The sequence below is a fragment of the Rhizobium sp. R634 genome, from assembly GCF_002211305.1.
Taxonomy (GTDB): Bacteria; Pseudomonadota; Alphaproteobacteria; order Rhizobiales; family Rhizobiaceae; genus Rhizobium.
The window spans coordinates 238,025-252,256 of the sequence record NZ_LOKW01000003.1; the positions used below are offsets into that span (position 1 = coordinate 238,025).

11 protein-coding genes are annotated in these 14,232 nt (G+C 62.3%); 4 read left to right on the forward strand and 7 right to left on the reverse strand.

Going from position 1 to position 14,232, the window contains the following annotated elements; all coding sequences use genetic code 11:
- The first annotated feature begins 88 nt into the window (after positions 1–88).
- Both uxaC and ATY77_RS06860 read left to right on the forward strand, forming a co-directional pair.
- The gene (gene uxaC / locus ATY77_RS06855) at positions 89–1,504 is read left to right on the forward strand and encodes a glucuronate isomerase (protein ID WP_088686664.1); all 1,416 of its coding nucleotides are present in this window, start codon (positions 89–91) and stop codon (positions 1,502–1,504) included.
- Complete coding sequence (locus ATY77_RS06860; RefSeq protein WP_088686665.1) at positions 1,501–2,958, forward strand: mannitol dehydrogenase family protein; 1,458 nt, start codon at positions 1,501–1,503, stop codon at positions 2,956–2,958. The genes uxaC and ATY77_RS06860 overlap by 4 nt, the downstream gene beginning before the upstream one ends.
- Positions 2,959–3,233: 275 nt before the next feature.
- Here ATY77_RS06860 and ATY77_RS06870 read toward each other — a convergent pair whose 3' ends face one another.
- The 7 genes from ATY77_RS06870 to ATY77_RS06900 form a co-directional block, all read right to left on the reverse strand.
- The gene (locus ATY77_RS06870; RefSeq protein ID WP_088686666.1) at positions 3,234–5,684 is read right to left on the reverse strand and encodes an FAD-dependent oxidoreductase; all 2,451 of its coding nucleotides are present in this window, start codon (positions 5,682–5,684) and stop codon (positions 3,234–3,236) included.
- Positions 5,685–6,560 carry a phosphotransferase gene (locus ATY77_RS06875; RefSeq protein WP_088686703.1) on the reverse strand — a complete coding sequence of 292 codons (876 nt, stop codon included), beginning with the start codon at positions 6,558–6,560 and terminating at the stop codon, positions 5,685–5,687.
- Positions 6,561–6,654: 94 nt separating this feature from the next.
- Entirely contained in the window at positions 6,655–7,731 is a 1,077-nt protein-coding gene (ugpC, locus tag ATY77_RS06880; RefSeq protein WP_088686667.1) for a sn-glycerol-3-phosphate ABC transporter ATP-binding protein UgpC, read from the reverse strand.
- Between the two features lie 48 nt (positions 7,732–7,779).
- Positions 7,780–8,877: a Gfo/Idh/MocA family oxidoreductase gene (locus tag ATY77_RS06885; RefSeq protein ID WP_190237588.1), complete on the reverse strand. Its 1,098-nt coding sequence runs from the start codon at positions 8,875–8,877 to the stop codon at positions 7,780–7,782.
- On the reverse strand, positions 8,877–9,755 hold the full coding sequence (locus tag ATY77_RS06890) for a carbohydrate ABC transporter permease (RefSeq protein ID WP_176539009.1): 879 nt from the start codon (positions 9,753–9,755) through the stop codon (positions 8,877–8,879). The genes ATY77_RS06885 and ATY77_RS06890 overlap by 1 nt, the downstream gene beginning before the upstream one ends.
- A gap of 1 nt (position 9,756) precedes the next feature.
- Positions 9,757–10,716 (reverse strand): sugar ABC transporter permease, encoded by a 960-nt coding sequence (locus ATY77_RS06895; protein ID WP_088676358.1) that lies wholly within the window; start codon positions 10,714–10,716, stop codon positions 9,757–9,759.
- A gap of 6 nt (positions 10,717–10,722) precedes the next feature.
- Positions 10,723–12,009, reverse strand: a complete 1,287-nt coding sequence (locus ATY77_RS06900) for an ABC transporter substrate-binding protein (RefSeq protein ID WP_088686669.1) — start codon at positions 12,007–12,009, stop codon at positions 10,723–10,725.
- Between the two features lie 264 nt (positions 12,010–12,273).
- On the opposite strand from ATY77_RS06900, the gene ATY77_RS06905 reads away from it, so the two are divergent.
- Complete coding sequence (locus tag ATY77_RS06905) at positions 12,274–12,951, forward strand: TetR/AcrR family transcriptional regulator (RefSeq protein ID WP_088686670.1); 678 nt, start codon at positions 12,274–12,276, stop codon at positions 12,949–12,951.
- Positions 12,952–13,082: 131 nt separating this feature from the next.
- Positions 13,083–14,231, forward strand: coding sequence for a Gfo/Idh/MocA family oxidoreductase (locus tag ATY77_RS06910; protein WP_088686671.1), 1,149 nt, complete (start codon positions 13,083–13,085; stop codon positions 14,229–14,231).
- Position 14,232 lies beyond the last annotated feature (1 nt).

Genomic DNA, 14,232 nt, shown 5'->3' on the forward strand with positions numbered 1-14,232 from the left:
GCGCAAAACGGAACCGTTTGGTTACTAAAAGACCTTGCCGTGTCTGATGTTGTGGGGTAGGCCCTTTATCCATCAGGGAGGAATACTGATGGATGTAGGAAACGGCTTTCTTCATCCGGACCGGCTCTTTCCGGCCGACCCGGCAACACGGACCATTGCGCGCGACCTCTATGAGACCGTGCGCGGTCTTCCGATCGTCAGCCCGCACGGGCACACCGAACCGTCCTGGTTTGCCGACGACAAGCCTTTCGAAGATGCGGCTTCGCTGCTGGTCATTCCCGATCACTATCTCTTCCGCATGCTGCACAGCGTCGGCGTCGCCTTGGACGAGCTCGGCGTCCCGCGCCTCGACGGCAAGCCGGTGGCCGAGGGTCGGGCGATCTGGTGGACCTTCGCCAAGCACTACCATCTCTTCGGCGGAACGCCGTCGAGCCTCTGGGTCGATCATGCGATGTCGGCCGTGCTCGGCTGCACCGAACCGCTGACACCTGATAACGCCGATGCGCTCTACGATCACATCAACGCCCAGCTCGCCCGTCCCGAATTTCGCCCGCGAGCGCTGCATCAGCGATTCGGCATCGAAACGATCGCGACGACGGAAGGCGCGCTCGACCCGCTGGCGCACCATCAGAAAATGGCGGCGGACGGCTGGATCGGCAAGGTCCGCACTACCTACCGGCCGGATAGCGTCACCGATCCTGATGCGGTCGGCTTCCGCGACAACCTCATAAAGCTCGGAGAGATCACCGGTGCCGACGTAACATGCTGGGACGGGCTGATCGAGGCGCATCGGCGCCGGCGTGCCTATTTCCGCCAGTTCGGCGCCACCGCCACCGATCACGGCGTGCCGAGCGCCTTCACTGCCGACCTTCCGCTTGCGGAAAAACAGGCGCTGCTCGACAAGGCGCTGAAGGGGCCGCTTTCGCCTGCCGACGCGGAGCTTTTCCGCGGCCAGATGATGACCGAGATGGCCGGGCTTTCGGCGGAAGACGGCATGGTGATGCAGATCCATGCCGGCTCGCGGCGCAATACCGACAGCGGGCTCTTTGCGACCCGCGGCCCCAATATGGGCGCCGATATTCCGACGCGCACCGACTGGGTCGGCGGCCTCAATGCGCTGCTTTCGAAATACGGCCACGCGCCTGGCTTGCGCGTGCTGCTCTTCACGCTCGACGAGACGACCTATGCCCGGGAACTCGCACCGATGGCCGGCCATTGGCCCTGCCTGATGATCGGGCCGCCCTGGTGGTTCCATGACAGCCCGCTCGGCATCCGCCGCTATCTCGACCAAGTGGTGGAGACGGCCGGCTTCGCCAATATGGCGGGTTTCAACGACGATACGCGCGCGCTGCTGTCGATCCCGGCACGGCACGACGTCTGGCGCCGTGAAGTCTGCCGCTTCCTCGCTGGGCTCGCCGCCGAGCACCGGATTTCCAGGAAGGAAGCCGAGATCGTCGCACGCGAACTCTCCTATGATAACGCAAAGAAGGCCTATAAGCTGTGAGCGATAGACTGCAGAACGTGACCGGCCTTGCGCCGACGGCGAAGCTTCCAGCCTATGACAGGAATGGCCTGAAGGCCGGTATCCTGCATCTCGGCCCGGGCGCCTTCTTCCGCGCCCATTTCGCGCCCTTCACGGATGGCGCGCTCGCAGCCGCGGGCGGCGACTGGGGCATCGAGGTGGCGAGCCTGCGCACACCTGATGTCGCGGACAATCTCAGCGCGCAGAATGGGCTCTATACGGTCCTGATCCGCGATACGTCAGGCACGACGGCGCATGTGATCGGCTCGATCCTGAAGGCGCATGTGGCGCCGCGCGATCCCGCCGGCCTGCTGGCGCGGCTCGAAGATCCCGATATCCGCATCGTCAGCATGACGGTGACGGAAAAGGCCTATGGCTTCGATCCGGCAACGGGCGGCCTCGATCTCAAACATCCCGATATTGTCGCCGACCTCGCCAACCGGCATGCGCCGCGTGGCGTCATCGGCTATCTCGTCGAAGGTCTTGCGCGCCGCCGGCAGAAGGGCGTCGCCCCGTTTACGCCGCTCAGCTGCGACAACCTGCCGAGCAACGGCGCGGTGCTGAAGCGCCTCGTGCTGGAATTCACCTCCCGCATCGACGCCGATCTGCATCGCTGGATCGAGACGAATGTGCCCTTCCCCTCGACGATGGTCGACCGGATCACGCCCGCCAGCACCGAGGCGACCTATGCCGATGCCGAGCGGCTGACCGGCCGCAGCGACATGGCGGCGATCGAGACCGAGCCCTTTACGCAATGGGTCATCGAAGACCACTTCGCCAATGGCCGGCCGGCCTGGGAAAAGGTGCACGGCGCACTGATGGTCGAGGAAGTCTCGGCCTACGAAAAGATGAAGCTTCGGATGCTGAACGGAGCCCATTCGCTGCTCGCTTATCTCGGTTATATTGGCGGCTATGAATTCATTCGCGACGTCATGGACGATGCCGGTCTGGCGGCGCTTGCCTACCGCCACATGCATGCGGCGGCGCGAACGCTCAATGCGGTGCCGGGGATCAATCTCGATGAGTATGCCAATGAATTGATAGCGCGCTTTGCAAATAAGGCGATCGCGCATCGCACTTATCAGATCGCCATGGACGGCACGCAGAAACTGCCGCAGCGGCTGCTGGAACCTGCATGCGAAGCGCTGGCGCATGGCGACCGGGCGGAGACCTATGCGATCGCCGTCGCGGCCTGGATGCGTTATGCGATCGGCGAGCATGGCAATGGCAAACGTTATGAGTTGCGCGATCCCAGAGCAGCAGAAATCGCTGCACTGATCGCCGATGTTCCCCGCACGGGCCTGGCGATATCGGCGGCGCTTTTCACCCTCCCCGGACTTTTCCCGAAGGCTTTGACGGAACATCGAGCGTGGACGCAGGATGTGTCGGACAAGCTGGAGATCCTGATCCAGGACGATCGGCTGCCGTTGTTTTGATGTTTTCTGACAGAGAGGGCGTGCCGTGGCCGCCCCCCTCTGCCCTGCCGGGCATCTCCCCCACAGGTGGGGAGATTGGCTGGGCTCACTTGCTTCCCCAAACAACTGGCGTCACAGCCCGACGAAACGATAGACGGATGCGAAGGTTTGGCCACTTGTAATCTCCCCACCTGTGGGGGAGATGCCCGGCAGGGCAGAGGGGGGCGGCCGAGGCACACCCTCTCCTCCTAAAACTATATCCTCGGAGCGCTCGAACGCACCGTAAAGTCAACCCGTCACGCCTTCACCCGCACCATATCCGGATCGTAGAGCGGCGCCAGCGACACCTTGCAGGGGATGCGTTCCCTGGCGACATCGAGCTCATAGGTGCCGGAGAGGATGAAATCCTCCGTCACGCCATCGGCATTGCGGACGTAGCCGTAGCCGATCGGTTTGCCGAGCGTGTAGCCGAAGCCGCCGCTCGATAGCCAGCCGACGCGTTTGCCGTCGCGATAGATGGTTTCGCGGCCGAGCAGCACCACGTCGGGATCGTCGGGAACGAAGCAGGCGAGACGTTTCTTCACGCCGCCCGAAAGCTGCCGCTCGATCGCCTCGCGGCCGCGGAAGGGAATGTTCTTCCTGATCTTCACCGCCCAGCCGAGTCCGGCCTCGATAGGCGTATGGTCGGGACCGATGTCGGAACCCCAGGCGCGATAGCCCTTTTCCAGGCGGCAGCTTTCGATGGCGCGGTAGCCGGCATTGACGAGACCGAGCTCGCCGCCTGATGCCATCAGCGCGTCATAGACCGTCGTCGCATATTCGATGGGGACATGCAGTTCATAGCCGAGCTCGCCGACATAGGTGATGCGCAGCGCCCGCACCGGGCAGCCCGATATGCCGATGGTTCGGACCTGGCCGAAGGGGAAGGCCGCGTTCGAGACGTCGCTGCTCGTCACTCTTTCCAGCACCGCGCGCGAATTCGGTCCCATCAGCGACAGAACGGAATAGGCCGAGGTAACGTCGACCAGCTCGGCATGCATCTCCGCCGGAATATTGCGTGCGATCCAGTCAAAATCATGCGTGGCGAAACCGGTGCCGGTGACGATGTAATATTCGTCCTCGGCGATGCGGGCGACGGTCAGGTCGCATTCGATGCCGCCCTTATCGTTCAGCATCTGCGTGTAGATGAGCGATCCCACGGGCCTTGCGACATCGTTGGCGGCGATCCAGGAGAGTGCCGCCTCGGCGTCCTTGCCCTTCAGCACGAATTTCGCGAAGGAGGTCTGGTCGAAGATGACGGCCGCCTCGCGCACCGCCTTATGCTCGCGGCCGACAGCGTCGAACCAGTTCTGTCTGCCGTAGGTATAGACATCCCGCGGCTCCTCGTTGGCGAAGAGATCGGCGAACCAGTTCGGCCGCTCCCAGCCGAGCTTTTCGCCGAAGCAGGCGCCCTGCGCCTTCAGCCGGTCATAGAGCGGCGATTTGCGGCAGGGGCGCCCGCTCGAATGCTCCTCGAACGGCCAAGCCATGGTGTAGTGTTTGCCATAGGCTTCGAGCGTGCGAGTGCGCACCCAGTCGGTATCGAAATGCGGACGGCCGAAGCGGCGGATGTCGACCGGCCAGAGATCGTAGGGCGGCTCGCCCTTCGTCACCCATTCGGCGAGCGCCATGCCGGCGCCGCCGGCCGAGGCGATGCCGAAGGCGTTGAAGCCGGCGCCGACGAAGAAGTTCTTCAGCTCCGGCGCCTCGCCGAGAATGAAATTGCCGTCCGGCGTAAAACTTTCCGGGCCGTTCAGCAGCTGCTTGACGCCGACATTTTCCAGCGCCGGAACACGGCCGAGCGCCTGTTCCATGATCTGTTCGAAATGGTCGAAATTGCTGTCGAGCAGCGTATAGTGGAAACCTTCGGGTATGCCTTTCTCCGCCCAGGCAATGGGGTTGGGTTCATAGCCGCCCATGACGATGCCGCCGACCTCCTCCTTGTAGTAGGTCAGCCGATCGGGATCGCGCAACGTCGGCAGGTTGGAGGGCACGCCGAAGGATTCGGTGATGATATATTGGTGCTCGACCGAGACCAGCGGCACGTTGACGCCGAAGCGTGCGGCAAAGGCGCGCGTCCATTGGCCGGCGCAGACGACGACGCGCTCGCATTCGATGCGCCCCTCAGCGGTGATGACGGCGCGGATCTTTCCCTTGTCGATTTCGAGATCGAGAACCTCGGTATCCTCGAAAATCGAGACGCCCGACATGCGGGCGCCTTTCGCCAGCGCCTGGGTGATATCGGAAGGGTTGGCCTGGCCGTCGGTCGGAAGAAAGGCGGCGCCGACGAGATCGTCGATCGTCATCAGCGGCCAGAGATCGAAAGCCTCCTGCGGCGTCAACAACTGCATTTCGAGGCCGAAGGACTGCGCCGTGGTCGCCTGGCGCCTGACCTCGGTCCAGCGCTCCTCGTTGCAGGCAAGGCGAAGGCCCCCATTCATCTTCCAGCCGGTGCCGAGGCTGGTTTCCTCTTCCAGACGCTTGTAGAGATCGACGGAATAGCCGAGCAGCTGGGTGATGTTGGCGCTGGTGCGCAGCTGGCCGACGAGACCGGCAGCATGGAAGGTGGTGCCGGAGGTCAGCTTTTTGCGCTCAAGCAGGACGGTATCCGTCCAGCCGAGCTTGCCGAGATGATAGGCCGTCGAGCAGCCGATGATGCCGCCGCCGATGACCACGGCCTTTGCCGTCTTCGGTAATTCTCTCGTCATTTATCGATCCTGTTCAAAGGCTTGATAGGCGCGCTCGAAGCGCGCGAGATTTTCGGCAGTGTAGGCGGCGTAGTCGAAATCGATGGTGGAATGGATTTCCGAAATCATGCTCCAGAGCGTCTCACGCAACAGCGAGGCGCATTTCATCGCGCCGTAGCGGCGGCTGAGCTCATCGGTGAGCGGCCGGTCGAAATAGCTCTCCAGCATCCTTTGCTCAGCCGCCTTTGGAAACTCGTTGTTGGAGGCCAATCCACCGAGATCGAACAGCGGCGTGTTGAAACCGGCATAGTCCCAATCGATGAGCCAGAGCCGCTTGCCGTCATCGAGGAAGTTTGCGGCAAGGAGGTCGTTGTGGCCGAAGGCGATTTCGAACGGGCCGGCCGCTTGTTCCAAAGTCTCGGCGCTAGCGATCAGCTTCGGCAGCAGCGGAAGATGGGTGCTGCCCGTTGCCTTCAGGCTGGCCGCATAATCGCGGATGACGTGGAAGACCCAGAAGATCATCGCCGGGCCGCGGAAGTGCCGGGCAATATCGCGATGGCAGGCTCGCACCAGCGGCACGACACGGGCGAGCATGTCAGGCGCCCTGATATCCTCCGGCGAAAGCGCCCGCGCCTCGATATAGTCGAGCACCAGAACGCCCGGCGAATGGTGGATGACGGCGGGCGAGATTCCCGCGGCATGGGCCGCGCGGCTTGCGGCGAGCTCATTCTGCCTGATGATGTGATGGAGCGGGATATCGGTGCCGAGCCTCACCACGCAACGCGCGACGGCATCGCTGACCAGATAGTTTCTGTTGGTGATGCCGCCTGATATCGGCGAGATTTCGATCGGGCCCTGCCAGATGCCGAGTGCATGAATCCGATCTTCAGGCGTCATGCTCATCCCCCTCGCCCACCTCGAAATGATGGGACAGAGGAGGATCGGCTGTCAAGCTGCGCGCGCTCTTTCGCACGCGCGTAGCGCCACTTGGTCAGATCGTCTTGCCCGAGGCATCGAAGACGTGGCAGCGGGCCGGATCGAAGAAGGTCGTCACATTGGTGCCGCGCTCGACCTTCTGCTGGCCGTCAAGGGCGATGGTCAGCAGCTGGCCATCCGGGGTCGTGGCGTAGAGCATCGTGGCGCCGCCGAGATTTTCGACGAGGTCGACATTGACGGTGGAGAGCGCGATGGCGCCGCCGGAAAGAGAAAGATGCTCGGGACGGATGCCGAAGGTAACGTCCTGGCCGGCCTCCCCTTTCAGGCGGCGCGGCAGGTGCACGGAATTACCGCAGACATTTATGCTGGTTTCGGCTTCGCCCAGCTGCTCGATGCGGGCCTTCAGGAAATTCATCTTCGGGCTGCCGATGAAGCCGGCGACGAAGCGATTGGCGGGATTGTTATAGAGATCGAGCGGTGCGCCGACCTGCTCGATGCGGCCGGAATTCAGCACCACGATCTTGTCGGCCATCGTCATGGCCTCGACTTGGTCGTGGGTGACGTAGATCATCGTGTTGCCGAGCTGGCGGTGCAAGCGGGAGATCTCGACGCGCATCTGCACGCGCAGTTCGGCATCGAGGTTCGACAGCGGTTCATCGAACAGGAAGATGCGCGGCTCGCGCACGATGGCGCGCCCGATCGCCACGCGTTGGCGCTGACCGCCGGAGAGCGCCTTCGGCTTGCGCTCCAGGAGCTTCTCGATCTGCAGGATTTCGGCTGCGCGTTTGACCTTCGGCTGGATCTCGGCCTTCTTGTAGCCTGCTGTCTCCAGGCCAAAGGCAAGGTTCTTGTAGACCGACATGTGGGGATAGAGCGCATAGGACTGGAAGACCATGGCGATGCCGCGCTTGGCAGGCGCCACCTCGTTCATGCGTTCGCTGTCGAGCAGCAGCGCCCCGGCCGAAATTTCCTCGAGGCCGGCGATCATCCGCAGAAGGGTCGACTTACCGCAGCCCGAGGGGCCAACGAAAACGACGAATTCGCCGGGATCGATCGTCAGGTCGATGCCGTGGATCACATCGAAGGCGCCGTAGCGCTTCTCGACCTTCTGAAGAACGACACTGGTTGCCATCGTCTCAAAACCCTCTCTTGGCGGTTACTTTGGCCGGTTACTTGGCCGTTACCTGGTTCTTGCGCGCCAATCGGCGTATTTCGGACTGTCGGGGCCGACCGGTAACGGCACTTCGGCGCCGCTGTCGGAAGACTGGTAGATGGCGGTAACGAGTTCCAGAGCGCGGCGCGCATCCCTCGTCGTCACCGGCAATGGTCCCTCGCCGCTGAGGAAGGCATGGAACTGACCCATCTGCGTGGTGAAACGCGGCGCGACCGGCTGCCAATCGCCGACCACGCGGTCGATCTTCTGCTTGATGTCGTCATTGGCGGCGATGATCTTCCAGGGATCCTTGCCCGGCGTGTAGGGCTCGTGCGTGCTTTCGAAGGTGACGTTTTCAAAATGCAGCCTCAGCCGACTGATCTGCTCCTGGGAACCCAGCGTGCAGGACAGCGAGACGAAGGCGCCGTTTTCCATCAGCAGGCTGGCGGAGGCGCAGTCCTCGACCTCGATATCGTTGACGCGGGTGGCGACGCGGCCGAAGACCCTGGCCGCCGGGCCCATCAGATGCATCAGCATGTCGTGCAGGTGCAGCGCATGGGTGACGAGCACGCCGCCGAGCTCGGTCGCCCATTTGCCGCGCCAGGGCACTGCATAATATTCCGGCTTGCGCAGCCAGAAGGTTTCGACCGAAGCCGTATAAGGCTTGCCGGCAATGCCGGCATCGATGATCCGTTTGGCCTTCTGGATGCCGTCGCCGTAGCGGTACTGGAAGATCGGCATCAGTACGCCCTTGGCGTTCTTTTCCGCCTCCATGATCGTATCGACGCCGGCGAGCGAGCCGGTCAGCGGCTTTTCGCAAACGACATGCTTGCCGGCAGAAAGTGCTGCGACCACCTGCTCCAGATGCACGCCGGGAGGGGTGCAGATATCGATGATATCGATCGTATCGTCGGCGAGCAGCTCCGCAAAGGAGGTGGTGCGGCGCTCGATGCCGAATTCGTTGCCGACCGCAGCCAGCCGCTCGACGTTCAGATCGCAGATCGCCGCGACCCTGAACTTGTCGGCATGCGGCAGGTAACCTTCGACGATGTGGGAGCGGCCGATACCGCAGCCGACGATCGCGACCGTCTTGATGCTCATGTCACTCTTTCCCATTGCCGCCATCAGCGTTTCATGCCGGTCGTGGCGATGCCTTCGATCAGCAGGCGCTGGAAGAATAGGAAGAAGAAGAACACCGGCACGAGAGTCAAAGTCGACATGGCGAAGAGTCCGCCCCAATCCGATGCGCTGGTGGAATCGACGAAGGTGCGCAGGCCGAGCTGGATCGTGTAGGTGTTCATGTCGTTCAGGTAGATCAGCGGGCCGAAGAAATCGTCCCAGGTCCAGATGAAGGAGAAGATCGCTGCGGTCGCCAGCACCGGCAGCGAGAGCGGCAGCATGATCTTCCAATAGATGCGCCAGGCGCTGCAGCCGTCCATCATGGCGGCTTCGTCGAGTTCGCGCGGGATGCCGCGGAAGAACTGCACCATCAGGAAGATGAAGAAGGCGTCGCTTGCCAGGAACTTCGGCACGACGAGCGGCAGGATGGTGTTGACCCAGCCGAGGTTGAGAAAGAGCACATATTGCGGGATCAGCGTCACGTGATAGGGGATCATCAGCGTGCCGAGCATGATCGCGAACCAGAAGTTCCGGCCGGCGAAACGCAGCCGGGCGAAGGCGTAGGCCGTCAGCGAACAGGCGATGACATTGCCCGTCACCACCAGCAGCGAAATGACGAGCGAATTCCAGAAGAACCGGCCGAAGCTGACATCGAGGCCGACCCAGCCGCGCGCATAGGAGGAGAAATCGATCGACGACGGGATGAGCGAGGTCGACGAGAATATCTCGGTTTCCGGCCTGACCGATGCCGAAACCATCCACAACAGCGGATAGACCATCAGAAGCGATGCGGCGATCAGCAGGGCGTGGATGATGAGCGACGCCGGCAGGCTGCGTTTGGTGATATCCGATGGCGGCCTGGCCGCGGTGACGGAAGCGGTCATCTCAGTCATCGTAGTGCACCCAATAACGCGAGGTCAGGAAAGAGAAAGCGGTGAAAACGGCGATGATCAGCACCAGGATCCAGGCGAGCGCCGAGGCATAGCCCATGCGGAAATTGCCGAAGGCTTCCTGATAGAGGTAGAGCGTGTAGAACAGCGTCGAGTTGATCGGACCGCCCGTGCCGCCTGAGATGATGAAGGCGGGCGTGAATGCCTTGAAGGCATCAATGGTCTGGACGACGGCGTTGAAGAAGATCACCGGCGTCAGAAGCGGCAGGGTGATCTTGTAGAATTGGCGGAATTTCGAGGCGCCGTCGAGGCTTGCGGCCTCATACATATCCTGGGGAATCTGGCGCAGGCCGGCGAGGAAAATAATCATCGGCGAGCCGAACTGCCAGACCGACAGAGCCACCAGCGTGTAGATCGAATAGTTCGGATGCGAAATCCAGCTCGGACCTTCGATGCCGAACTGCGAGAGCGCGGCATTGACGAGACCATCGCTGGCGAAAAGCTGGCGCCAGAGCACGGCGATCGCCACGCTGCCGCCCAACAAGGAAGGGAGGTAGAAGATGGCGCGATAGAAGGTCAGGCCGCGCAGGCCGCGGTTCAGCGCCATGGCGATCAGCAAGGCGAAGGTCAGTTTGAACGGCACCGAGAAGACAACATACGTCAGGGTAACGTGCATGGCGGCCGAGAATTTCGGATCCGCCGTGGCGATGCGCACGTAATTCGCCATTCCCACCCACCGCGGCGACTGCAGCATGTCGAAGTCGGTGAAGGAGAGGTAGAGCGAAATCAGGGCCGGCCCGAGCGTCAGCCCGAAAAAGCCGACAAGCCATGGCAGGAGGAAGAGATAGCCGGGGGCATTGGCATTCCAGAGACGCCGGAAGCGTCCCTCGGCCACGGCCCCCTGATATCTTTCCACATTTATGGCCCCTGCGGGCGTGCGCATCGCATTGCTCATACGGGATCAGCCTCGTGCGAGAATCTGCGTAATTTCGGTGACCAGCTGTTTGCCGCCGTCGGCGGGAGACAGCTGTCCGAAACCGACCTGTTCGGCGATGTTTCGCAGCATCAGCTCGCCTTCACCGGCACCGGCCGGAGGCGGCGGCGGCAATTTGCCGGCGAGATCGCCGAGACCGCTGACATAGGCCAATGCAACCTTGCCGTTGTCATCGAGCTTCGCCGCGACGACCTCGCGCATGGCGGCCGATTCCGGAATGCCGCGTTCGACATCCAAGAGCAGCACTGCCTCGGGATTCTTGACGAAGAAGTTGATGTAGTCCACGGCCAGGTCGATCGCTTTCGACTGGGCCGAAACAGAGAAGAACATCGAAGGCTTGCGATAGTGGCCGCCCTTCGAATCAGGCTTGATGCGCATATAGTTGGTGAGCGCCAGCTTGTCCTTGTTCATGGCCTGATAGGCAACGAACTGGTTGGAATGGGCAAAACCGGCCGCAGATTTGCCGAGCGACACTGTGTTGGTTTCGATATCATTCTTGTCGAGAGCCTGGATATCGGCGGGAACGCAGGCGCCGGCCTCACGGAACTTCGCCCACATATCGTACCATTCCGACGCGTCGTCGACGTCGAAGCCGATCTTGCCGTCGGCGGTATAGAGCGCCTTGCCGCGCTGGCGCAGCCAGTTTTCGAACAGAGGCTCGCCGCCGCTGCCGTCGGCGAGGCCGAACATGCCTTTGCGCTTGCCGGCCTTGGTGATCTCGGCGCCCATGCGGGCGAACTCGTCCCAGGTGGTCGCCTGCGTCGGCAGGTCTACCCCGGCCTCCTTGAAGGCGGTGGTGTTCAGAACCGTCGCGGCCGAGTTGGCGCCCAGGCTAACGCCGTAGAGATGACCGTCGACGCTGCCGCCCTCGATCTGCGCCTTGTCGAAATCGTCGAGATTGAGCTTGGCCGGCATATAGGATTCGAGCGGCGCAAGGGCGCCGCGACGCGCGTACTGAACGATATAGCGGTAGTCCATCTGGATGACGTCAGGCGCATTGCGGCCGGCGACCTGGGTCGCAAGGCGCGGCCAGTAATCGCCCCAGCCGAGGAATTCGCCGGTGATCGACGTGCCGGCATTCTTCGTCTGATAGAGCTGCGACACCTTGTTGGTGCGGTCGGCGCGCGGCTGCGAGCCCCACCACAGGAGGCGCAAGCGCTGTTCCTGTGCAAAAGCGCTGGTTCCAAGCGCCGAGAGCGACAGAAGGGCGGCGCCTCCGGCCACGAAATTACGTCTGTTTACACGCAGAGTCATTTTTTCCTCCTCCAAAGGGAAGCGCCTCCACACGCTTCCAAACTAGTTTTGCTTGCGCAAATAACTAATTGGTTACAAGCTACGAGCAAAGCGGCAAGCCTGTCAAGCGGTGTCGGTCAGAGCATGGTGGCGAAATGCGTCAGCGGGTTCGGGCGACATCATGCTCCAAGCATTCTGTTCCAGCGGGCAGCCCTTCCAAATTCGGTTTTTACAATTTCGCACCGAAGGCTTATGAGCGCAACATGTGAAGACAGGGGTGGAGCGATGAACGACGGCGGGGGAAATAGCGGAAAGAAACAGGCCCGGCGGCCATCCACGGAACGGACGGCCCAGCGCGATCCGGAGCGGACACGCGCGGCGATCCTGGAAGCGGCAACCCGCGAATTCGCCGAAAACGGCATGGGCGGCGCCCGCGTCGACGCCATCGCCGAACGGGCCGGCACCAACAAGCGCATGCTCTACCATTATTTCGGCGACAAGGAGCAGCTCTACCTCAAAGTGCTCGAGGAAGCCTATGTCGGCATCCGCACCGCCGAGCGGGCGCTCCATATCGGCGATCGCAGCCCCGAAGAAGGCATCGGGGAGCTTGCGCTCTTCACCTGGCGCTATTTCCTCCAGCATCCGGAATTCCTGAGCCTGCTCGGCACGGAAAACCTGCATCGCGCCCGGTGGCTGCGCCAGTCTATCCGGCTCAAGGAACTGCATTCGCATCTGATCGGCGAGCTTTCCCAGGTGCTCGAGCGGGGAAAGAAGCAGGGCGTCTTCATCGAGACGGCCGATCCGCTGCATGTCTACCTAACGATCGCCTCGCTCGGCTATTTCTACCTCTCCAACCAATACACGCTCTCGACGATCTTCGGCCGCGACCTGATCGAGCCGGCCAATCTCAACGCCTGGGAAAGCCATATCGTCCACGTCACCCTCGCCTCGATCAAGCGCTGAATAGCAAAAGCAGGATTTGACTATTGACAGGCTCGCCGCTCTTCTGCCATCAAGTAACCGTTTAGTTACCGGCTTGGGAGGGCCGGGCCAGGATGCCCGCTCCCGCCGCAAAAGATTGCAGGGAGGAAAAAATGGCACGCTTGGGTATCATCTTGCACGGCGTCACCGGCCGCATGGGTTACAACCAGCACTTGGTGCGCTCGATCCTGGCCTTCCGCGACCAGGGCGGCATCACGCTGAAATCGGGCGATAAACTGGAGATCGACCCGATCATCGTCGGCCGCAACGGCGCCAAGATGGAAGAGCTGGCGAAGAAGCATAACATCAAGCGCTGGTCGACCGATCTCGATGCCGCACTCGCCAATCCCGACGACACCGTCTTCTTCGACGCCGGCACGACGCTGATGCGCGCCGAGCTTCTGTCCAAGGCACTCGACGCCGGCAAGCACGTCTATTGCGAAAAGCCGATTTCCGACGATCTGCAAGTGGCGATCGATCTTGCCCGCAAGGCGCGCCGCTCCGGACTCAAGCACGGCGTCGTGCAGGACAAGCTCTTCCTGCCTGGCCTGCGCAAGCTGGCGTTGCTCAGGGATTCCGGCTTCTTCGGCAAGATCCTCTCGGTGCGCGGCGAATTCGGCTACTGGGTCTTCGAGGGCGATTGGGGCGTTCCGGCCCAGCGCCCCTCCTGGAACTACCGCAAGGGCGACGGCGGCGGCATCATTCTCGACATGCTCTGCCACTGGCGCTACGTGCTCGACAACCTGTTCGGCGAGGTGAAAGCCGTCTCCTGCCTTGGTGCGACGCATATTCCGCGCCGCATCGACGAGCAGGGCAAGCCTTATGACTGCGACACCGATGATGCAGCATATGCGACCTTCGAACTCGAAGGCGGTGTGATCGCACAGGTCAATTCCTCCTGGGCGGTGCGCGTGCGCCGTGACGATCTCGTCACCTTCCAGGTCGACGGCACGCATGGCTCGGCCGTCGCCGGGCTGACGAAATGCTGGAGCCAGCACCGCGTCAACACGCCGAAGCCGGTCTGGAACCCCGACCAGCCGCAGACGATCGACTTCTACAAGACCTGGGACGAGGTTCCGGATACGCAGGCCTTCGACAACGGCTTCAAGGCGCAGTGGGAAATGTTCATCCGCCATGTCGTCGAAGATGCGCCGTGGCCCTACGGCCTGGAGGCCGGCGCCAAGGGCGTGCAGTTGGCCGAACTCGGGCTGAAATCCTGGGCCGAGCGCCGCTGGCTCGATGTTCCCGCACTGGAGTTCTGAA